22 protein-coding genes are annotated in these 20784 nt (G+C 70.1%); 10 read left to right on the top strand and 12 right to left on the bottom strand.

Annotation, left to right across the window (positions count from 1 at the left end; genetic code table 11):
• Nucleotides 1-319 precede the first annotated feature (319 nt).
• Together rpsT and mutM are read right to left on the bottom strand one after the other, a co-directional pair.
• Complete coding sequence (gene rpsT / locus GRI72_RS13870) at nt 320-580, bottom strand: 30S ribosomal protein S20 (RefSeq protein ID WP_160734517.1); 261 nt, start codon at nt 578-580, stop codon at nt 320-322.
• Between the two features lie 129 nt (nt 581-709).
• Complete coding sequence (gene mutM, locus GRI72_RS13865) at nt 710-1525, bottom strand: bifunctional DNA-formamidopyrimidine glycosylase/DNA-(apurinic or apyrimidinic site) lyase (RefSeq protein WP_160734506.1); 816 nt, start codon at nt 1523-1525, stop codon at nt 710-712.
• Nucleotides 1526-1581: 56 nt separating this feature from the next.
• On the opposite strand from mutM, the gene GRI72_RS13860 reads away from it, so the two are divergent.
• The 3 genes from GRI72_RS13860 to GRI72_RS13850 all read left to right on the top strand — a co-directional run bounded on the left by GRI72_RS13860 (nt 1582) and on the right by GRI72_RS13850 (nt 4470).
• Nucleotides 1582-2325, top strand: coding sequence for a class I SAM-dependent methyltransferase (locus GRI72_RS13860; protein ID WP_160734505.1), 744 nt, complete (start codon nt 1582-1584; stop codon nt 2323-2325).
• A 127-nt stretch (nt 2326-2452) separates the two neighbouring features.
• A complete protein-coding gene (gene ubiB, locus GRI72_RS13855; RefSeq protein ID WP_160734504.1) occupies nt 2453-4009 on the top strand; it encodes a 2-polyprenylphenol 6-hydroxylase in 1557 nt (518 codons plus the stop codon).
• Nucleotides 4010-4041: 32 nt separating this feature from the next.
• On the top strand, nt 4042-4470 hold the full coding sequence (locus GRI72_RS13850) for a hypothetical protein (protein ID WP_160734503.1): 429 nt from the start codon (nt 4042-4044) through the stop codon (nt 4468-4470).
• Nucleotides 4471-4478: 8 nt separating this feature from the next.
• Here GRI72_RS13850 and GRI72_RS13845 read toward each other — a convergent pair whose 3' ends face one another.
• Nucleotides 4479-4862 (bottom strand): DUF4345 family protein, encoded by a 384-nt coding sequence (locus tag GRI72_RS13845; protein ID WP_160734502.1) that lies wholly within the window; start codon nt 4860-4862, stop codon nt 4479-4481.
• Nucleotides 4863-5038: 176 nt separating this feature from the next.
• On the opposite strand from GRI72_RS13845, the gene coaBC reads away from it, so the two are divergent.
• Both coaBC and dut read left to right on the top strand, forming a co-directional pair.
• Entirely contained in the window at nt 5039-6340 is a 1302-nt protein-coding gene (coaBC, locus tag GRI72_RS13840) for a bifunctional phosphopantothenoylcysteine decarboxylase/phosphopantothenate--cysteine ligase CoaBC (RefSeq protein ID WP_160734501.1), read from the top strand.
• Nucleotides 6337-6798 carry a dUTP diphosphatase gene (gene dut, locus GRI72_RS13835; RefSeq protein WP_160734500.1) on the top strand — a complete coding sequence of 154 codons (462 nt, stop codon included), beginning with the start codon at nt 6337-6339 and terminating at the stop codon, nt 6796-6798. Before coaBC ends, dut begins: the two co-directional genes overlap by 4 nt.
• A 93-nt stretch (nt 6799-6891) precedes the next feature.
• Here dut and GRI72_RS13830 read toward each other — a convergent pair whose 3' ends face one another.
• The 4 genes from GRI72_RS13830 to secB form a co-directional block, all read right to left on the bottom strand.
• On the bottom strand, nt 6892-7602 hold the full coding sequence (locus tag GRI72_RS13830) for a DUF4136 domain-containing protein (RefSeq protein WP_160734499.1): 711 nt from the start codon (nt 7600-7602) through the stop codon (nt 6892-6894).
• Between the two features lie 191 nt (nt 7603-7793).
• Nucleotides 7794-8810, bottom strand: a complete 1017-nt coding sequence (trpS, locus tag GRI72_RS13825) for a tryptophan--tRNA ligase (protein ID WP_160734498.1) — start codon at nt 8808-8810, stop codon at nt 7794-7796.
• Nucleotides 8811-8883: 73 nt separating this feature from the next.
• Nucleotides 8884-10455 carry a murein biosynthesis integral membrane protein MurJ gene (gene murJ / locus GRI72_RS13820; protein ID WP_160734497.1) on the bottom strand — a complete coding sequence of 524 codons (1572 nt, stop codon included), beginning with the start codon at nt 10453-10455 and terminating at the stop codon, nt 8884-8886.
• 37 nt (nt 10456-10492) lie between these two features.
• Nucleotides 10493-11017: a protein-export chaperone SecB gene (secB, locus tag GRI72_RS13815; RefSeq protein ID WP_160734496.1), complete on the bottom strand. Its 525-nt coding sequence runs from the start codon at nt 11015-11017 to the stop codon at nt 10493-10495.
• 230 nt (nt 11018-11247) lie between these two features.
• Between secB and GRI72_RS13810 the strand changes: the two genes are divergently transcribed.
• The 3 genes from GRI72_RS13810 (at nt 11248) to GRI72_RS14950 (ending at nt 13764) form a co-directional block, all read left to right on the top strand.
• Complete coding sequence (locus GRI72_RS13810; protein ID WP_251104891.1) at nt 11248-11898, top strand: Tim44/TimA family putative adaptor protein; 651 nt, start codon at nt 11248-11250, stop codon at nt 11896-11898.
• Between the two features lie 25 nt (nt 11899-11923).
• Nucleotides 11924-13132, top strand: coding sequence for a murein transglycosylase A (gene mltA / locus GRI72_RS13805; protein WP_160734495.1), 1209 nt, complete (start codon nt 11924-11926; stop codon nt 13130-13132).
• A gap of 233 nt (nt 13133-13365) precedes the next feature.
• Nucleotides 13366-13764 (top strand): Smr/MutS family protein, encoded by a 399-nt coding sequence (locus GRI72_RS14950; RefSeq protein WP_322295685.1) that lies wholly within the window; start codon nt 13366-13368, stop codon nt 13762-13764.
• Nucleotides 13765-13792: 28 nt separating this feature from the next.
• On the opposite strand, the gene ahpF is transcribed toward GRI72_RS14950, so the two are convergent.
• The 4 genes from ahpF to aroC all read right to left on the bottom strand — a co-directional run bounded on the left by ahpF (nt 13793) and on the right by aroC (nt 18298).
• Nucleotides 13793-15379 (bottom strand): alkyl hydroperoxide reductase subunit F, encoded by a 1587-nt coding sequence (gene ahpF / locus GRI72_RS13795; protein ID WP_160734493.1) that lies wholly within the window; start codon nt 15377-15379, stop codon nt 13793-13795.
• Nucleotides 15380-15589: 210 nt separating this feature from the next.
• Complete coding sequence (gene ahpC / locus GRI72_RS13790; protein ID WP_160734492.1) at nt 15590-16156, bottom strand: alkyl hydroperoxide reductase subunit C; 567 nt, start codon at nt 16154-16156, stop codon at nt 15590-15592.
• Nucleotides 16157-16314: 158 nt separating this feature from the next.
• Nucleotides 16315-17112, bottom strand: coding sequence for a TSUP family transporter (locus tag GRI72_RS13785; RefSeq protein WP_160734491.1), 798 nt, complete (start codon nt 17110-17112; stop codon nt 16315-16317).
• 103 nt (nt 17113-17215) lie between these two features.
• Nucleotides 17216-18298: a chorismate synthase gene (aroC, locus tag GRI72_RS13780; RefSeq protein ID WP_160734490.1), complete on the bottom strand. Its 1083-nt coding sequence runs from the start codon at nt 18296-18298 to the stop codon at nt 17216-17218.
• 292 nt (nt 18299-18590) lie between these two features.
• Between aroC and ruvA the strand changes: the two genes are divergently transcribed.
• On the top strand, nt 18591-19199 hold the full coding sequence (gene ruvA / locus GRI72_RS13775) for a Holliday junction branch migration protein RuvA (protein ID WP_160734489.1): 609 nt from the start codon (nt 18591-18593) through the stop codon (nt 19197-19199).
• 53 nt (nt 19200-19252) lie between these two features.
• On the opposite strand, the gene GRI72_RS13770 is transcribed toward ruvA, so the two are convergent.
• Complete coding sequence (locus GRI72_RS13770; RefSeq protein ID WP_237487208.1) at nt 19253-19588, bottom strand: GIY-YIG nuclease family protein; 336 nt, start codon at nt 19586-19588, stop codon at nt 19253-19255.
• A gap of 133 nt (nt 19589-19721) precedes the next feature.
• Between GRI72_RS13770 and ruvB the strand changes: the two genes are divergently transcribed.
• Nucleotides 19722-20753 (top strand): Holliday junction branch migration DNA helicase RuvB, encoded by a 1032-nt coding sequence (gene ruvB, locus GRI72_RS13765; protein ID WP_160734487.1) that lies wholly within the window; start codon nt 19722-19724, stop codon nt 20751-20753.
• Nucleotides 20754-20784 lie beyond the last annotated feature (31 nt).

Genomic DNA, 20784 nt, shown 5'->3' with positions numbered 1-20784 from the left:
ATGCGACCAATGCTTTTAGAGGCACCAGCTGTCCCGCCCCGTGCCGAAGTTCCCCTTATTGAAGGGGTTCGATTGAGTCGCAAGAGGCCGCCCTGCAAAAAATCCGAAATAAACAAGTTGACTCGGGCCTAGGCCGCAGCCCTCCGTTCAAATCACTGATTTATCGCGATAACCCGTCCGGCAGCCCGGCGAATCGCGCACTTCTGCGGGTTTCGCAGCGGCCGGCTGTCTTCGTTCTGTAACGAAACGGGGCCGGCGCTCAGCGCGCCAGCCCCGTTACCGTCTTCAGACTGTCATGCCCCGGGCGGGGCACGGCGAATCAGAGCGCCGCGACCCGCTTGGACAGACGCGACAGCTTGCGCGCCGCGGTGTTCTTGTGGATCACGCCGCGGGCGACGCCGCGGGCCAGTTCGGGCTGCGCGGCGCGCAGCGCGTCGGCGGCGGCCTGCTTGTCGCCGCCTTCGATCGCGGCCTCGGCCTTCTTCACGAAGTTGCGGATGCGGCTCATGCGCGCGCCGTTGATCTGGGCGCGGCGTTCGTTGCGGCGGATACGCTTCTTGGCTTGTGGCGTGTTGGCCATGTTCGTCCTTGTCTCGGGCCCCGCTTGCGGAAGCCGGATTCCTTCGAATAATCGTGCGGCAAAGCGGCGGTTCGCCCGCCGGAAAGCGCGCGCCTTAGCGGCGGGGACGCGAATCGTCAAGCACACCCGTCACCGCTGGCAGCGCGGGCAGAACCACGTACTGCGCCCGCCCTGGGCCAGGCGGCGCACAGTCCCGCCGTCGCGCCTGTGGCACGGCTCCCCCTCGCGCCCGTAGACGGCGAAGCGGGTCGCGAAATAGCCCAGTTCCCCGTCGGGCCGGGCATAGTCGCGCAGGCTCGATCCCCCGTCGGCGATCGCCTGTTCGAGCACCTCGCGGATCGCCGGCACCAGCCGTTCCAGCGCCGCGCGCGACACCCGCCCGCCGGCCTTGCGCGGATCGATCCGCGCGCGGAACAGCGCCTCGCAGACGTAGATATTGCCCAGCCCGGCGACGATCCGCTGGTCGAGCAGGAGGAGCTTGATCGCCTGCCTGCGCCCGGCGAGCGCGGCCCGGAGGTGGCGCGCGGTCAGGCCGGGGCCGAGCGGCTCGGGCCCCATCGCGGCGAATGCCGGCGCCTCGTCGAGGGCCGCGGTCTCGACCAGGTCCACCCACCCGAACCGGCGCGCATCGTTGAGTGCGAAGCGATGATCGGCGGTCTCGAGCACGAGGTGATCGTGCCGCTCCGCCTTCGCCGGGTCGATTCGCCACCGCCCGCTCATCCCCAGGTGGAACACCAGCGTCTGCCCGCGGTCGGTATGGACGAGGCCGAACTTGGCCCGCCGCCCCAGCCCGGTCACCCGCGCGCCGGTGAGCATCTGCGCGAGATCGGGGGGGAACGGGCGGCGCATGTCGGGCCGGTTGACCGCGACGCGCACGATCCGCTCGCCTTCGAGATGGCGGGCGAGCCCCCGCACGGTGGTTTCGACTTCGGGCAATTCGGGCATTGCCCGGTGCTGTAACACCCTTTGCCGGAGCGGCAATTCCCCCTAAGGCCCGGTGCATGAGCGAACTGCATGGCGAGCGGGTTTCCTTCGGCTACGAAGACGTACCCCCAGAGGAAAAGAGCGCCCGCGTGGGCGCGGTCTTTTCCAGCGTGGCGGCGAAGTACGACGTGATGAACGACGCCATGTCGGGCGGGATGCACCGCTTGTGGAAGGACCGCTTCGTCCGCCGGGTGAAGCCGCAGCCGGGCGAGGCGATCCTCGACATGGCCGGCGGCACCGGCGACATCGCCTTCCGCCTGGCCGACCGCGGGGCCGAAGTGACGGTGGCCGACATCAACCAGGACATGCTCGACGTCGGGATCGAGCGGGCGATCGAACGCGGCCTCACCGGCCTCGCCTGGTCGTGCCAGGACGCCGAACGGCTCGGCTATCCGCGCGCCATGTTCGATGCCTATACGATCGCCTTCGGCATTCGGAACGTGACCCGGATCGACAAGGCCCTGGCCGAGGCGCACCGCGTGCTCAAGTACGGCGGGCGTTTCTTCTGCCTGGAGTTTTCCAGCACGCAGTGGCCGGGTTTCAGCGAGATCTACGATCTCTATTCGCACAAGGTCGTGCCGCAGATCGGGCAGGCGATCGCCGGCGACGCAGACAGCTATCGCTACCTCGTCGAATCGATCCGCCGCTTTCCGACGATGCCCGAGTTCGAGGGCATGATCCGCGATGCCGGCTTCGCGCAGACGCGGGTGGAGCCGGTCCTCGGCGGCCTGGTCGCGATCCATTCGGGGTGGAAAGTGTGAGTTGGCCGGCCGGAATAGCCCTCTCCCCCATGGGGGAGAGGGTTGGGAGAGGGGGATCTCGCGCGGCGCCGTGCATCGTCCCCCTCCCCCCGCCCCCCTCCCCTGAACGGGAGAGGGAGGGGTTCGCATGACCAAGCCGGCAACGCATATCTTCCGCCTGCTGAAATGGGGCCGCACGCTCGCCCGGCACGGCGCGCTGCGCGGGATCGAGAACGATCCCAACACCCCCGGCCCGGTCAAGCGGCTCGCGCGGCTCGCGCGGTTCGGCACGTTCCAGCCGCGACAGCCCGACTATGCCGGGGCCTTCAGCGCGATCGGCCCGGCCGCGATCAAGCTTGGCCAGTCGCTCGCCACCCGCCCCGACCTCGTCGGCGAGGACGCGGCGCGCAACCTCCTCGCGCTGCAGGACAGCCTGCCGCCGGTTCCCTTCGGCGAGATCGAGCAGGCGATCGCGGCCAGTTTCGGCCAGCCGGTGGAAACGCTGTTCGAACGGATCGACCCGGTGCCGGTGGGCGCGGCCTCGATCGCGCAGGTCCACCGCGCGGTCACGACCGACGGGCGGCAGGTCGCGATCAAGGTCCTGCGGCCGGGCATTCGCGAACGCTTCGCGCGCGATATCCAGACGTACGAATGGGCCGCCGCCCATCTCGAGGCGCTGGGCGGCGAGGCGGCCCGGCTGCGCCCGCGCCTGACGATCGCCAATTTCAAGCGCTGGACCAACCGCGAGCTGGACCTGCGGCGCGAGGCGGCCTCCGCCAGCGAGCTGGCCGAGGCGATGCACGGCGTCGAACGCTATCATATCCCGCAAGTGGACTGGGACCGGACCAATGGCCGGGTGATGACGGTCGAATGGGTGGACGGGATCAAGATATCCGACCGCGATGCCCTGGTCGCGGCCGGGCACGACCTGCCCGACCTCGCCCGCCGGCTGGTCCTCGCCTTCCTGCGACAGGCGATCAGCGCCGGGTTCTTCCACGCCGACATGCACCAGGGGAACCTGTTCGTGCGCGGGGACGGGACGATCGTGGCGATCGATTTCGGGATCATGGGCCGGATCGACCGGCAGGCGCGCCAGTGGCTGGCGGAAATCCTCTACGGCCTGACCACCGGCAATTACCGCCGCGTGGCCGAGATCCATTTCGAGGCGCAATACGTGCCCAGCTATCACTCGGTGGACGAGTTCGCGACCGCGCTGCGCGCGGTGGGGGAGCCGATGCGCGGCAAGCCGGTCAGCGAGCTGTCGGTCGGGCAGATGCTCGACGGGCTGTTCGCGATCACCCGCGATTTCGACATGCAGACCCAGCCGCACCTGCTGCTGCTGCAGAAGACGATGGTCATGGTCGAAGGGATCGCGACCCAGCTCCACCCCGAAATCAACATGTGGGACGTTTCCGCCCCCTTCGTGCGCAGCTGGATCCGCGACGAGCTGGGGCCGGAGGCGGCGCTGGCCGACCGGATCCGCGAAGACACCGCGACCCTGCTGCGCATCCCCGACCTCGTGCGGCGGATCGAGGACCGCTACCCCCCGCGCGGTGGCGCGCCCGAGCCGCCGCCCCTGCCGCCGGTCGAACTGATGTGGCAGCGGCGCGAGCGCAAGCGGCGCGGCTGGCCCGGCTACCTGCTGGCCGCGCTGATCGGCGGCGGCACGGCCTGGGGGGCAATGGCGCTGGGCTGGATCGGCTGAGCGCGGTGGAGTGGGGACAGGCCTTCCGGGCAATGCTGGGCCCGGCACTGCTGACCGGACCGGTTCTAGGCGTGGTCGGCGGGTTCGTTCTGGTCGTCATATCCCTCATCACAGGCGGCGGATCGGGCAGCGGGTTTCTGATGATCGTTCTGGTCTTCGGTGCGGCGTTCGGGCTGATCGTCGCCACCCCGGCGGCGCTGATCGCAGGAACGCCGATGGTTCGCCTGGCGGCGAGCGATCCGCGCTGGGCCACGCGGAGGGCATGGTCCTTCGCCGGCACGGCAGTGGGCGGGGCCATCGGGGCCCTGTTCGGTCTGTCGATCGAAGAGGATGTCGCGGCGCTGCTGGTGGCCAGCGCCTTCGCCGCGGCCCTCGGCCTGCTGGGCGCGCTGCTCTGTCATCGGATGGTCGCGCGCAAGATCGCCGCGAGAACCGCGGTCGATCTCGACATCTTCGCCTGACGGGCGGCTCAGGTCGCGGGGTGCGGCAGGACGCGGCTCGCCACCAGCAGCACGACGACCGTGATCGCCTCGACCGCCATCGGCAGCCAGAATCCCGGCTCGGTCCCGTCGGCCGCGACGCTGACGATCCGGCCGAGCAGCGCGATGCCGAACAGCCCCGCCGGCACCAGCAGCACGTCGCCGTTGCGCCGCCAGGCGCCGAACAGCATGCAGGTGGCGGCGACGACGAAGAACGCGGTCATGTCCGCGCGCATCGTCGAAAGCCCGTCCGCGCCCGAGGCGGTGAGGCCGAAGGTCGCGCCCGAGTTGACCGGATCGACCAGGAAACCCAGCCCGGTGACGAAATAGAACAGCCCGCCCACGAAAATGAGCGCCGTCAGCAAGATCCGCATCGTTCCTCTCCCCATCGTTTCGCCCCCGGGCGGCGCAGTCCGCCCGCGTCGTTGGCGCGATGTTTACAGGTTCGGCGCGATATACCACCAGGCAATTCGTGCCGCCGCCCGCTGCGGGCTGGCACGCGGCGCAGCGCGCGGCTAGGTTCGCGCGGTGAAAGGAAGGACGATCTGCGATGACCGGTGACAAGACGGCCGGTGCCGAGGCGGGGGCCGCGACGCCACGCATCCTCCTCGTCGTCGGCGGGGGCATTGCCGCCTACAAGGCGTGCGAACTCGTCCGCCTGATCCGCAAGGGCGGGGGCGCGGTCACTTGCGTCGTGACCGAGGGCGGGCAGGAGTTCGTCACCCCGATGACGCTCGCCGCCCTGTCGGAAAACCCCGTCTATACCACGCTGTGGGATCTCAGGAACGAGGCCGAGATGGGCCATATCCAGCTCAGCCGCGAGGCCGACCTGGTCGTGGTCTGCCCGGCCAGCGCCGACCTGCTGGCGAAAATGGCCGCCGGGATCGCCGACGACCTGGCGACGACGCTGATCCTCGCGACCGACAAGCCGGTCATGGCGGTGCCGGCGATGAACGTGCGCATGTGGCAGCACGCGGCGACGCAGCGCAACGTCGCCTGGCTGCGCCAGAGCGGGGTCGAGGTGCTCGAACCCGACGAAGGGCCGATGGCCTGCGGCGAATATGGCCCCGGCCGCCTGCCGGAGCCGGAGGCGATCGATGCCGCGATCCGCGCGCGCCTGGCCGGAGGCGGCGGGGCGGACCTCCTTTCCGGACAGCCCGATTTCGATGCCGCGCCCGACCACCGCCCGCTCTACGGCCGCCACGTCCTGGTGACCGCCGGGCCGACGCACGAGCCGATCGACCCGGTCCGCTACATCGCCAACCGGTCGAGCGGGAAACAGGGCTTCGCCATTGCCGCCGCCGCGGCGGAGGCCGGCGCGCGGGTGACGCTGGTGGCCGGCCCGGTCGCGCTGGACACGCCGCACGGGGTCGACCGGATCGACGTCGAATCCGCGCGCGAGATGGCAAGCGCGGTCGATGGCGCCCTGCCCGCCGACGTCGCGATCATGGTCGCCGCCGTCGCCGACTGGCGCACGCGCGACGTCGCCGGGCAGAAGATGAAGAAGGCCCGCACCGGCCTGCCCGATCTGGCGCTGACCGAGAACCCCGACATCCTCGCCGGCCTCGCCGCCGGGAAGGCGCGGCCCGGGCTCCTGATCGGCTTCGCGGCCGAGACCGAGGACGTGGTCGCCAACGCGCGCGCCAAGCGCGAGCGCAAGGGTGCCGACTGGATCGTCGCCAACGACGTTTCGGGCGACCGCGGCGAAAGCGTGATGGGGGGCGATCACAACCGCGCCCACATCGTCACCGCGCAAGGGGTCGAGACGCTCGAACGCATGGCCAAGACGGATCTCGCGCGCACGCTGGTCGCGCGCATTGCCAGCCACCTGGAGACGGTTGAAACCGAATGACCGATACGATTCCCGTGAAGATCAAGCGCCTGCCCCATGGCGAAGGGCTCGACCTGCCGCGCTACGCCACGCAGGGGGCGGCGGGGATGGACGTCGTCGCCGCCGAGGACGTGACCCTGTCCCCCGGCGCGCGCCACGCGGTCGCGACCGGGCTCGCGCTGGCGATTCCGCCGGGCTACGAGATCCAGGTCCGCCCGCGCTCGGGCCTCGCGCTCAAGCACGGGATCTCGGTCCCCAATGCGCCGGGCACGATCGATTCGGACTATCGCGGCGAGCTGAAGGTCATCCTGGTCAACCACGGCAGCGAGGCTTTCGCGATCGCGCGGGGCGAGCGCGTGGCCCAGCTCGTGCTCGCCCCCGTGACCCGCGCCGGGTGGGAAGAAGTCGACGACCTCGACGAGACCGCGCGCGGCGCGGGCGGCTTCGGCTCGACCGGGGGGCACGCCGCGCTCGCCTGACATCGCCGGACGAAGGGGCCACGGGGCACGAAAAAGGCGGACCCGCTCACGCAGGCCCGCCCCTTCGGTGATCGCGGATGCCGCCGCCTGCGGTCAGTCGATCGCGCGGATCGTCTTCTCGCCTTCCGGCTTGATCGAGATGCGCACCGTCTCGCCCGAGTTGCCGGGGAAATCGGTGAACATGGCATCGACCAGGTTGGGCACCAGGTACTGCAGCCGGTTGGAGGTCGAGACCGCTTCCGCCTTGCCTTCGAACAGGCGGGTGCCGTCGGCCGCGCGGTCGATCTTCAGGTCGATCCCGCTGGTATAGACGGTGTAGCTGCGCACGTCGCGCCCGCCGAACCACGGATCGTAGAAGCCATAGCCCCACGAGCGGGCGGGGACGTAGGCCACGCGGTAGCCGTGCGGCGTGCGGACATAGACCGGGCGGCGCGAGAAACCGTACCACGGATCGTAGAACGGGTCGCGATAGCCGGGGGTCGAGCGGACCCGCTCGCGCCCGTTGTCGACGCCGTAGTCGAAGCGGACCAGCAGGGTCGCGTCTTCGGGCGCGGCCTGGCTATAGCCGAGGCGCGCCATCTCGGCCTCGACGTAGTCGGCATATTGCGCGAACTCGAGCCCGCCGGCGAGCGCCGGGTCGTCGGCCACGACCGCGAACGTCTGGCCCTGCGGGGCGGGCAATTGCGACTGGAAGCGCGAAACGTCGGCCTTGAACGGCGTGGCGCAGGCGGCCAGCCCGGCCAGCAGCAGCGGCACCGCCGCCAGCCTGATTGCGCGACCCCAGTTTTTCTTGTGGGTGTTCATCGTGTTATCCCCTTTGGAAACAGCAACGCATAGCGCGTCCCGTCCCTCACACCGGTGCACGCTGTCATCGATGGGGCGTGTTGTAAAGCCGGCGGGCTGAACGTGGATTGAATGTCCGCCGGGCCAAAGCGACTGAATAATAACGATTTGTTGATCCGCCCCGCGCAGCCCCCAACGCGTTACTGCGCCCGCTACCCGCGCACCAGGCCCAGCGCGCGATAGGCCGCCTCCAGCGTCGGCGCGGCCCGTTCGCGCGCCCGCGCCGCGCCCCGGGCGAGGATCGCGTCGAGCGCCTCGCGGTCTTCCAGCAGGCTGCGAAAGCGCGCGGTGATCGGCGCGATCGCTTCGACCATCAGCTCGGCCAGCGCGGGCTTGAACGCGCCGAAGCCCTGCCCGCCGAACCGCGCGAGGACCGCATCGACCGTCTCGCCCGACAGCGCGCCGTAGATCGCGACGAGGTTCTGGGCCTCGGGCCGCTCGGCCAGGCCGGCCGCCTCGGACGGCAGCGGCTCGGGATCGGTCTTCGCCTTCTTGATCTTCTTCACGATCGTGTCGGCATCGTCGGTCAGGTTGATGCGCGCCATGTCCGAGGGGTCGGACTTGCTCATCTTGCGGCTGCCGTCGCGCAGGCTCATGATCCGCGCCGCCTCGGGCGGGGTGATCGGTTCGGGCAGGGTGAAGACCGGCGCGTCCTCGCTGGCGAAATCGTTGTTGAACTTCTGCGCCACGTCGCGCGCCAGCTCCAGGTGCTGTTTCTGGTCCTCGCCCACGGGCACGTGCGTCGTCTGGTACAGCAGGACGTCGGCCGCCTGGAGCACGGGATAAGTGAACAGCGCGGCGCTGGCGCCTTCACGGTTCTTCCTGCTCTTGTCCTTGAACTGCGTCATCCGGTTGAGCCAGCCCATCCGCGCAGTGCCGTTCAGCAGCCATTGCAGTTCCGCATGGGCGGGGACCTGGGCCTGGTTGAACAGGACCGAGCGATCCGGGTCGATCCCGCAGGCGACCAGCGCGGCGACCATCTCCAGCGTCGCGCGGTGCAGCGCGGCGGGCTCGTGCGGCATCGAGATCGCGTGCAGGTCGGCCAGGAAGAACAGGCATTCGCCGCCTTCGGCCAGTTCGTCCTGCATCCGCACCCAGTTGCGGATCGCCCCGAGGTAATTTCCGAGATGGAGATTGCCGGTGGGCTGGATGCCGGAAACGATGCGCATGACGATCCTGTCGCTGGGGGCGCTGGCCCCGGGGTTGGAATGAACCGGCGCTTCCGGCCCCGGCCGCCCGATGTCAACCCTCGCGGCGCATCAGGCGCGTCACCGTCGCCCGGTCGAGCACGCCCAGCACGGCCGCCAGCGCGAAATAGATCGCGGCCCCGGTCGCCACCAGCGCGGCGATCGCCGCCACCCGTTCGAGCACGCTGCCCGCGTAGTACGGCGCGCCGTAGGGCATGAGGTACCACAGCGCCGCGCCCATCAGCGCGGCCGCCAGCGCGATCCGCGCGATCCGCCCCGCCACGCGCAGCGTCAGGCGGAAGCGGTCGCCGCGCGCCAGCAGCAGGTAAAGCAGGGCGACATTGGTCCAGGCCCCGATCGACCCGGCCAGGGCCAGCCCGACGACGCCCAGCCGCGGCACGAGCAGGAAGTTGAGCGCGACGTTGAGCACGAGCGCGGCGAGCGCGGTATAGACCGGCGTGCGCGTGTCCTTGCGCGCGAAGTAATTGGGCACCAGCACCTTGATCAGGACATAGGCGGGCAGGCCGACGACGAGCGCCGAGGTGACCGCGCCGGTCGCCATCGCGTCGGACAGGGTGAAGGCCCCGCCGGTGTAGAACGCGCGGGTGAACGCGCTGCCGGTGACGAACAGCGCGACCGCGGCGGGCACGGTCAGCAGCATGGCCAGCTCGATCGCGTTCGATTGCAGGCGCCGGGCCGCGTCGTGATCCTCGCTGGCGATATGGCGCGACAGCGCCGGCAGGATCGCGGTGCCGAGCGCGATCCCGATGATCCCCAGCGGCAGCTGGTTCAGCCGGTCGCCCATGGCGAGGAAGGTATAGGCCCCGTCGGGCAGGGTGGCGAGGAAGAACAGGTCGATGAAGCGGCTGATCTGGTACACCCCCGCGCCGAACACGGCAGGCAGGATCAGCACGCCCAGTTCCTTCACTCCGCCGGTAAGGCGCGGGCGGCGCAGCCGCATGCGAAAGCCCGAACGGTGCGCCCAGACCCAGAGCCACAGGAGCTGGAGCAGGCCCGAAACGGTGACCGCGATGGCCAGGAGCTCGCCGGTCGCGCGCCGCGCGGCGACCCCGTCGCCCAGGGTCATGCCCACGACCAGCGCCGCGATCAGGCAGATGTTGAGCAGGATCGGCGCGGCCGCCGCGGCCGCGAAGCGCGACAGCGAGTTGAGCACCGCGGCGAACAGCGTCGCCAGGCTCATGAAGGCGAGATAGGGGAAGGCGATCCGCGCCATCAGCACGGCGAGGTCGAACAGCTCGGGATCGCTTTCGATCCCCTCGTTCGCGAAGAGGCCGGCGATCCATGGCATCGCGATCAGCGCCAGCGCGCCGAACACGATCAGCACCGGGATCAGGAAGGCGAGCACTTCCTCGGCGAAACGGCGTGCCTCGGACAAGTCGTCGCGCCCGGCCATGCGCCGGTTGAACAGCGGCACGAAGGCGCTGGCGAAGGCGCCTTCGGCAAACAGGCGGCGGAAGATATTGGGCAGCTGGAACGCCAGCTGCCAGGCGTCGCCCACCCCGCCCGCGCCGAGCACGCGCGCGAGCAGCATGTCGCGCACGAAGCCGAACAGCCGGCTGACCATCGTCAGCCCGCCGATCGTCCCGACGTTCCTGAGCAGGCTCATGCCGGGGTCCGCCCGGGGGCCGGCCGTGGCCGCCGGCTCAGGCTTCGCCGGCTGGCTGGCCGGCCGCCGCCGCCTCTTCCGCCTTCTTGGCCTGGAGGCGCTGGAGATAGAGGCCGTTGAAATCGATCGGGTCGATCACCAGTGGCTGCTGCCCGGCATCGCGGCTGGCGTCGGCGACGATCCGGCGGGCGAAGGGGAACAGCAGGCGCGGCGCCTCGGCATAGAGGAAGGCGTGGGCCTGGTCCTCGGGCAGGTTGCGCATCCCCACGAGGCCGCAATAGGCGACCTCGACCAGGAAGGCATTGCCCTGTTCGGCCTTGGCCGTGGCGTTGATCTTCAGTTCGACCTCGTGGACTTCGCCGTCGATCTGGCGCGCGGCGATGTTGAACTGGACATCGACCTGCGGCGCGTCCTTCCACTGGAACGAGGCCGGCGCGTTGGGCACTTCGACCGACATGTCCTTCACATACTGGGTGATGATCCCGGCTGCGGGCTGATTGTCCGCGCCGTTGGGTGCGGGATCGAGGTCGAGATCGGTAAGCACGTCGCCTTCGTCGGCCATGATGGATACGCTTTCGTCGAGAGGTGAATTGACATCCCCGCGCAGCGGCGGGCCCGGCCGCGCGCCTAGCACCCCGGGCCCCGGCCCGCAACTCGCGGCGCGCCGCTGCGACGACGCGGCCCGCAGGCGCGGCATCACGCGTTGTTCATTTGTATTTTGGCACTATCTAGGGCACGATTGGATCGGGCGCGGCCCCCTGGCCGCCCCGCAAGGCAAACGGACAGCAATTTGTGATCTACGAAATCGTCATCCTCGCCATGATCGCGGCCTTCCTCGGCATGCGGCTCTATTCGGTTCTCGGCCGCCGGGCCGAGCACGAGGAGGAAGCGATTCCGACCCGCTTCGACAAGGCGAAACGTGAACCGACCGCCCAGGCCGCGCCGGTCCCGCGCCAGGCCAACCCCGTTCCGCGCGCCGCCGGGGTCGTCCCCGCGGTCGAACGCGGGGTGCAGGAAATCGCCGCGGCGGACCGCACGTTCGATCTCATGGCCTTCCTCGAAGGGGCCAAGGGCGCCTACGCGATGATCCTCGAAGCGTTCTGGAACGGCGATCGCGAAACGCTGAAGGAACTGTGCGACGCGGATGTCTACGCCGGGTTCGATGCCGCCATCACCGCGCGCGAGGAAGCGGGCGAAACGCTCGACAACCGCCTGATCCGGATCGAGGATACGAGCGTGCACAGCGCCCACCTGGAAGGGCGGCAGGCGCGCATCGCGGTGCTGTTCGTGGCCGATATCGCCGCGGTCACCCGCGACCGCGAAGGCAACGTCGTTGCCGGCTCGCTCGACGACGCGATCGAGAGCCGCGACATCTGGACTTTCAGCCGCAACGTCGATTCGGCCGATCCGAACTGGCTGCTCGACGAAACCGACGAGGGCTGACGCCGGGCAGAAGGGGGCACGAGGCATGCGCCGCTGGGGGATACTGGCCGCGCTGGCGGCCCTGCTGACAAGCTGCACGATCGTACCGGGGGGCGACCGCGCCCCGCGGCCCGTGGGCCCGCCGGTCGCCCCGCCGACCAGCGTGACCAGCGCGGCCTTTGCCGGCGTGCGCGCAGGCCCGGCGGTCGAAACGCTGGGCCTGCGGCAGGACGATGCCGGCATGGCGCTGGCCGCCTTCCTCGAAAGCTGTCCGCGCCTGCTCGGCCACCGCGACGCCAGCGGGCTGACCTACCCCGAAGACTGGCGCCCGGCCTGCGAGGCGGCGCGCACCTGGCCTTACGACCGCGGGGCGGCGTTCTTCGCCCGCTTCTTCGAAACCGCGCGGGTCGGCGACGGGGCGGCTTTCGCCACCGGCTATTTCGAACCGGAAATCCGCGGCAGCCGGGTCCGCCGGCCGGGATACGACGTGCCGGTCTACGGCCTGCCCGACGATCTCGTGCGCGCCTGGCCCGACGACGTGCCCGAAAGCGAGCGCGAAGGGCGCCCGCCGCTGGGCCGCTACGACGAAAGCGGCCGCTTCGTGCTCTACCACGATCGCGCCGCGATCGAGGCCGGGGCCCTGGCCGGGCGCGGGTTGGAGATCGCCTGGGCGGCCGACCCGGTCGAGTTCTTCTTCCTCCAGATCCAGGGTTCGGGCCGCCTGCGCGGGCCCGACGGCGACGTGATGCGGATCGGCTATGCCGGGCAGAACGGCCGCGAATATGTCGGCATCGGCCGGGTCATGCGCGAGCGCGGGCTGATCGGCGACGGTCCGGGCCAGTATCCCGGCTCGATGCAGGGGATCATGGCCTATATCCGCGAAAACCCGCGGGAAGGCCGCGAGCTGATGCAGCTCAACAAGAGCTGGGTCTTCTTCCGCGAGCTGACCGGCGACGGGCCGCTCGGTTCGATCGGGGTGCCGGTGCGGCGCGAAAGCTCGGTCGCGGTCGATCCCTCGTTCGTGCCCTACGGCGCGCCGGTCTGGCTGGAGCTCGACCGGCCGGAGGCGAACGGCCTGTGGGTCGCGCAGGACACCGGCGGCGCGATCAAGGGGCCGAACCGGTTCGACACGTTCTGGGGCGCGGGCGAGGAAGCGCGCCGGATCGCCGGGGGGATGAGCGCGCGCGGCCAGGCCCTGATCCTGCTGCCCAAGGGCGCGGTGGCCCGGATCGACGCCTCGCGCCGCGACCGATGAGCGCCCCGCGGGGCCTGACGCCGGAGGAACGCGCCGCCTGGGAACGCCTCGCCGCGACGGTCACCCCGCTGCGCCCGGCGCCGCCGCCGAACTCACCGCCTGCCCCGCCCGCCGCGGCTCGGGCCGAACCGCGGACCGGGAAAGGCGGGGCCGGTCGGGACAGGGCCAAGGGCGCGGCTCCCCCCGTCCCTGCCCCCGCCCCGCCCCGGCCCACGCCGGCGGTGAGGACGAGCATGGCCGCGAGCGCCCCGCGCACCGCGCCCGCGCCGCCCGGTGCGGACCGGGAGGCGGGCCTCGATTCGCACTGGGACCGGCGTTTTCGCGCAGGGTCCATCGCGCCCGATTTCACGCTCGACCTGCACGGCCACACGCTCGACAGCGCCCACGCCCGGCTCGATGACGGGCTGATGCAGGCCAAGGCGATGGGCGCGCGGGTCGTCCTGCTGATCGCGGGCCGCCCGCGCCCGGTCGATGCCGCCGACCGCGGCAGCCGGCGCGGGGCGATCCGGGCCAAGGTGCTCGACTGGCTCGCCGCCGGGCCGCACGGCACCGATATCGCCGCGATACGAAAAGCGCACCGTCGCCACGGGGGCGAGGGTGCGCTCTACCTGGTGCTCAAGCGGCGGCGGTGACGCCGGGTGGTGGTAACCCCGGGCGGGGTCAGGCCGCCTCGGCCACTTCGGCCGGCTCGGTCCGGATCAGGTAATCGAACGCGCTCAGCGCCGCCTTCGACCCTTCGCCCATCGCGATCACGATCTGCTTGTAAGGCACCGTCGTGCAGTCGCCCGCGGCGAACACGCCGGGCAAGTCGGTCGCGGCATTGCCGTCGATCGCGATCTCGCCGAACTTGCTCAGCCCCAGGCCGCTGTCCTTCAGCCATTCTGTATTGGGGACGAGGCCGATTTGGACGAACACGCCTTCCAGCTCCACCCGGTGCTCCTCGCCGCTCGCGCGGTCCTTGTAGACCAGGCCGTCGACCCGGCCGTTCGCGCCGGTGATCTCGGTCGTCTGGGCATTGGTCAGCACGGTGACGTTGGGCAGGCTGTGCAGCTTGGCCTGCAGCACCTCGTCGGCGCGCAGCTTCGTATCGAATTCGATCAGCGTCACGTGGCCGACGATCTTGGCCAGGTCGATCGCCGCCTCGACGCCCGAATTGCCGCCGCCGATCACCGCGATCGGCTTGCCCTTGAACAGCGGGCCGTCGCAGTGCGGGCAATAGGCCACGCCCTTGTTGCGATATTCCGCCTCCCCCGGCACGCCGAGGTTGCGCCAGCGCGCCCCGGTGGCGAGGATCAGCGCGCGCGTTTTCAGCGACGCGCCATTGGCGAAGACCACTTCGTGCATCCCGCCCGGTTCGCTGGCGGGGATCAGCTTTTCGGCCTGGAGCCGGTCCATCAGGTCGATCTCGTATTCGCCGACGTGGCTTTCGAGCTGCGCGGCGAGCTTCGGCCCCTCGGTATAGGTCGTTCCGGTCAGGTTCTCGATCCCCAGCGTGTCGTGCAGCTGCCCGCCGAAGCGTTCGGCCGCGATGCCGGTGGCGAAGCCCTTGCGCGCGGTATAGATCGCGGCCGAGGCGCCCGCCGGGCCGCCGCCGACGACGAGCACGTCGAACGGTTCCTTTTCCGCCAGCTTCGCCGCCTGGCGCTCGCCCGCCCCGCTGTCGAGCCGCGCGAGGATGTCGTCCACGTTCATCTTGCCGTTGAAGAACGGCTCGCCGTTAAGGAACGTCGCGGGCACCGCCATCACGTCGCGCGCATCCACCTCGTCCTTGAACGTGCCGCCTTCGATCAGGGTCGCGGTGATCCGCGAATTGGTCAGCGCCATCAGCGTCAGCGCCTGCACCACGTCGGGGCAGTTGTGGCACGAGAGCGAGAAATACATCTCGAAGTTGTAATCCCCCTCCAGCCGGGCGATCGCCTCCAGCGTTTCGGGATCGACCTTGGGCGGATGGCCGCCGGCCCAGAGCAGCGCGAGCACCAGCGAGGTGAACTCGTGCCCCATCGGCAGGCCGGCGAAGCGAACCCACTTTTCCGCGTCCGAAGCGCGGCGGATGATGAAGCTCGGCCGGCGATCGTCGGTGCCGTCGAAGCTGGCGGAAACCAGGTCGTGCAGGCCCGCGATCTCGGTCAGGAGGGCGCGCGTCTCTTCCGATTTTGCGTCGTCGCCCAGCGAGGCGACAAGCTCGATCGGCTCGCGCAGGTTGGCGAGGTATTGCTTGAGCTGTTGCTGCACTGCCGTGTCGAGCATGGCGAAACTCCTGGTCGTGGATGGCCCGGCCGCGCGCGGCGGCGCCATGCGCCACGCCGCGGGCGAACCGCGGATGCCGGCCGGCGCCCGCGTGCAGGGTTGGCAGAAGGGGGAAGGCCCGGGGCGCTCAGGGGGAGAGGGGGGAACGGGCCCCGGGCCTTCGGAGCAACCCGGGCCCGAAGGCCCGGGTTCCTGCAAGTCGGTGCCGGATCAGATCTTGCCGACGAGGTCGAGCGAGGGGGCCAGCGTGTCGCTGCCTTCTTCCCACGCCGCGGGGCAGACCTGGCCCGGGTTCTCGCGAACGTACTGCGCCGCCTTGATCTTGCGGGTCAGTTCGTTGGCATTGCGGCCCACGCCTTCGCAGGTGATTTCCATGATCTGGATCACGCCGTCGGGATCGACCACGAAGGTCGCACGGTCGGCCAGGCCCGCGCCTTCGCGCAGCACGCCGAAGTTGTTGGCGAGGATGTGGTTCTGGTCGCCGAGGAAGGCGAATTCGAGCTTGTTGATCTTCTCCGACGTGTCGTGCCAGGCCTTGTGGCTGAAGTGCGTGTCGGTGCTGACGGCATAGACGTCGACGCCCATGCTCTGCAGCATCGCGTACTTTTCACCCAGGTCTTCCAGCTCGGTCGGGCAGACGAAAGTGAAATCCGCCGGATAGAAGAAGAAGACCGACCACTTGCCCTCGAGATCCTTCTCGGAAACCTCGAAGAAGTCCTTGCCCTTCTGGAAGGCCGTGGCGGTGAACGGCTTGATCGTGCTTCCGATGATACCCATGCGTGTGGTTCCTCTTTCTTGCAGGTGTGAAACTCGAAGCCCCAGATAGTGGCTACCGCGATGCACAAAAGCGTTTTTGTGCGATAGCTAACATCGAAATTTTCGATCAATCGGCGGAAACGATCGAAAACCGCGAATGCGGCCGCGAAACCCGCGTGTCAGCCGGCGGAACGCAGCATTGCCAGCACAGCCGCGGTCAGCGGATTGGCCGGGTCCGCCAGCAGTTTCACCGTCAGCGCCAGCGACACGACGATCAGTAGCGGGCGCGCGATTCCCGCACCCCAGCGGATCGCGCCCCAGGCGCCGACTTGCGCCCCGGCGACATTGGCCGCCGCCATCGCCAGCCCCAGCATCCACAGCACGTGCCCGCCCGCCACCAGCACCGCCAGCCCGGCGAGGTTGCTGGCGAAATTGAGCAACTTGGCATGGGCCACCGCGCGCAGGACGCCGAGGCCGAAGACCGCCATCAGCGCGGTGGTGAAGAACGATCCCGTCCCGGGGCCGAAGAACCCGTCGTACCAGCCGATCCCCATGGCCGTGCCGAACAGCGCCGCCGGCCCGGCCCGCGTATGGCGGTCTTCCTCCGCGCCGCGCCGCGCGAGCGCGAAGTAGATCGCCATCGCGACCAGCAGGATCGGCAGGAACCCCTCGAGGAAGCCCGGATCGATCCGGGTCAGGACGAAGGCGCCGCCCGCCGCCCCGGCGAAGGCGGCGACGGTCGGCCAGGCGAAACGCCGCAGGTCCACCAGCCCCTTGCGCGCATAGGCGATCACCGCGCCGCCGGTGCCGAAGGCCGATTGCAGCTTGTTGGTCGCGAGCGCCTGGACCGGCGGCACGCCGGCCGCCATCAGCGCGGGAATGGTAATCAGCCCGCCGCCGCCGGCGACGGCATCGATCATGCCCGCCAGGAACGCCGCCAGCGCCAGCAGCGCGACGATATCCGCCCCCAGTTCCACCGCGCCGGTCAGCCGGCGCCCGCGGCGCCGCGTCGCGCGCGCATCAGCCGCGCACGCATCAGCCGCCCCCGCATCAGCCGCGCGCGCATCAGCCGCCCCCGCATCAGCCGCACTGGGCGCGGTGCAGCAACTTGTGGTCCGCCAGGACCAGCGCCATCATCGCCGCGACCACCGGCGCGCCGCGAATGCCGACGCAGGGATCGTGGCGGCCCCGGGTCCGCACTTGCGTCGCCTCCCCCGACCGGGTGATCGAATCGACCGGGGTCAGGATCGAGCTGGTCGGCTTGAACGCCACCCGGCACACGACCGGCTGCCCGGTCGATATCCCGCCCGCGATCCCGCCCGCGTGGTTGGCGGTGAATTGCGGCCCGTCGTCCGCCCGGCCCGGGGCGGCGGGCCGCATCGGATCGGCATTGTCTTCGCCGCGCAGGGCGGCGGCGGCGAACCCGTCGCCGATCTCGACCCCCTTGACCGCGTTGATGCCCATCATCGCCCCCGCGAGATCGGCGTCGAGCTTGGCATAGACCGGCGCGCCCCAGCCCGCCGGCACCCCGGTGGCGACGCATTCGACCACCGCGCCGAGGCTCGACCCCTCCTTGCGCGCCGCGTCCACGAGCCCTTCCCACCGCCGGGCCGCCTGCGGATCGGGGCAGAAGAACGGATTGTCGCCAATGGTCGCCAAGTCGATCGCCGCGCGCTCGATCCGGTCCTCGCCCACCTGGACGACATAGGCGTGGATCGTCGTTTCGGGCACGATCAGCCGCGCCACGGCGCCGGCCGCGACCCGCGCGGCGGTTTCGCGTGCGCTCGACCGGCCGCCGCCGCGATAGTCGCGAAAGCCGTATTTCGCGTCGTAGGCATAGTCGGCATGGCCGGGGCGATAGCGATCGGCGATCTCGGAATAGTCCTTCGATCGCTGATCGGTGTTCTCGATCATCAGGCTGATCGGGGTGCCGGTGGTCTTCCCCTCGAACACGCCCGACAGGATCCGGACCGCGTCCGCCTCCTGCCGCTGGGTGGTGAACTTGCTCTGCCCCGGACGGCGCGCGTCGAGGAAAGGCTGGATCGCCTGCTCGTCCAGCGCCAGGCCCGGCGGGCACCCGTCCACCACCGCGCCCAGCGCGGGCCCGTGGCTTTCGCCCCAGGTCGTCATGCGCAGGGCGCGTCCGAAGGTGTTCCAGCTCATGGCCGTGCCTTCTGTCCGATGGCGCGGGGGCTGTCCACTTCACCTTTGCTGCGTTCGTGCGAAGAACCGTTTTCCTACAGGGGCCGGGCCGTGCCATGATCGGCCTCGCCATGCCGCCCCGCCCCGCCCCCTTCCCAGCGCCCGGGCCTGCCGTTCAGGACATGCTGCGCCGGGCCGAAAGTTTTGGTCCAGGACAGTGTAACACCCGGTCCAAGTCTCCGATTTCGGCCCCCTTGCGGACAAGTGCGCGCGGCGGCTGGCCAAACCGCGCGCGCTCGGGCAGGAACAAACCATGATTGCGAAACTGCGGGGCCTGCTCGACGAAACCGGCACGGACTGGGCGGTGATCGACGTCGCGGGCGTCGGCTACCTCGTGCACTGTTCGTCCAAGACGCTGGCCGCGCTGGGCGAGACCGGGGAAGCCTGCACCGTCTATACCGACCTGCAGGTGAGCGAGAACGACATGCGCCTGCTCGGCTTCGCCGAGGCGGGCGAACGCGACTGGTTCCGCCTGCTGACCCAGGTGCAGGGCGTGGGCAGCAAGGTCGCGCTGGCGATCCTCTCCACCCTCTCGCCGGGCGAACTGCGGGCCGCCTGCTCGGGCGGCGACGCGGCGATGGTGGCGCGCGCGCAAGGCGTGGGACCGAAGCTGGCCGGGCGGATCGTCAACGAGTTGAAGGACAAGGCCGGCGCCCTGCCCGGCGGTGGCATGGCGGGCGCCGCCATCGGCGCGGCGGCCCCGGCGGGCGGCGCCAGCGCCGATGCCGTCTCGGCGCTCGAGAACCTCGGCTTCAAGCCCGCCGTCGCCGCCCGCGCCGTCGCCGCCGCGCAAGGCGAACTGGGCGAAGACGCGAGCGAAAGCGACCTGATCCGCGTCGCGCTGAAACGGGCGGCGGGGTGATGGAAACCTGTTCCGTCCGGCGCCCCGGCCCCACCCGTCATCCTGAACTCGTTTCAGGATCCATTGCGCCCCCCGCGCAAAGCCGGCGGCTCGAAGCCGAGTCCCACCGCCAGGTCCGCCCAGTGCGGGTTGTCCCGCTCGATCAGGTTGATCTTCCACTGCCGGTGCCAGCGTTCGAGCTGCCTCTCGCGCAGGATCGCCCCTTCCATGTCGCCGAACATTTCGTAGCGAACGAGCCGGTGGACCCGGTATCGCTTCGTGAATCCGCCCGCGATTCCTTCGCGGTGCTGATAGAGCCGCTGTATCAGACCGCTGGTGACGCCGATGTAGAGGGTGCCGTAGCGACCGCTGGCGAGGACGTAGACGCAGGGGTTGCGCTCGAACGGCATGGGGCGGAGGGTGCCGGGAGATGGATGCTGAAACAAGTTCAGCATGACGGATCGAGTCGGAAATGGATCGGGTTCCCTCCCTGTCACCCTGAACTTGTTTCAGCGTCCATTTAGCGTCTAGCGCTACACCGGCATGACCGATCCCGTCCCCCTCCACACCCCCGATCGCCAGCCGGAAGACCCGGACGCGGCCCTGCGGCCGAAGTCGCTGGACGAGTTCGTCGGGCAGGAGGCCGCGCGCGGGAACCTGAAGGTTTTCATCGAAAGCGCGAAGTCGCGCGGCGAGGCGATGGACCACGTGCTGTTCTTCGGCCCGCCGGGGCTGGGCAAGACCACGCTGGCGCAGATCGTGGCCAAGGAACTGGGCGTGGGCTTTCGCGCCACGTCCGGCCCGGTGATCGCCAAGGCGGGCGACCTCGCCGCGCTGCTGACCAACCTCGAGCCGCACGATGTCCTGTTCATCGACGAGATCCACCGGCTGAACCCGGTGGTCGAGGAAGTGCTCTACCCCGCGATGGAAGATCGCGCGCTCGACCTGATCATCGGCGAGGGGCCGTCCGCCCGCAGCGTGCGGATCGACCTGCCGCCCTTCACCCTGGTCGGCGCGACCACCCGCCAGGGCCTGCTGACGACGCCGCTGCGCGACCGATTCGGCATCCCGGTGCGGCTGAACTTCTACACCCACGAGGAACTGGACCGGGTCGTCACCCGCGGCGCGCGCCTGCTGGGAATGGACATCGACGCCGCCGGCGCGCGCGAGATTGCCCGGCGCAGCCGCGGCACCCCCCGCGTCGCCGGGCGGCTGCTGCGCCGGGTGCGCGACTTCGCGCATGTCGCCGGCGGGGGCACGGTCACGCGCAAGGTGGCCGACGAGGCCCTGACCCGGCTCGAGATCGACCGCCTCGGCCTCGACGCGATGGATCGCCGCTACCTGACCATGATCGCGACGACCTATCGCGGCGGGCCGGTGGGGGTGGAGACGCTCGCCGCGGGCCTTTCCGAACCGCGCGACACGGTGGAGGAAGTGATCGAGCCCTACCTGATCCAGCTGGGCCTGGTGGCGCGCACGGCGCGCGGCCGGTGCCTGAACGAATCGGGCTGGCAGCACCTCGAAATGACGCCGCCCAAGGGCGCGCAATCGGGTTTGTTCGACGGAAATCCCTAACGCGGCGGAAAGGATTCGCCCGGTTTCCGAC

Source organism: Pelagerythrobacter marinus (genome assembly GCF_009827515.1).
GTDB lineage: Bacteria > Pseudomonadota > Alphaproteobacteria > Sphingomonadales > Sphingomonadaceae > Pelagerythrobacter > Pelagerythrobacter marinus.
Note: the sequence above shows the minus strand (reverse complement) of the source record. Positions and strands in the feature narration are given on the sequence as shown.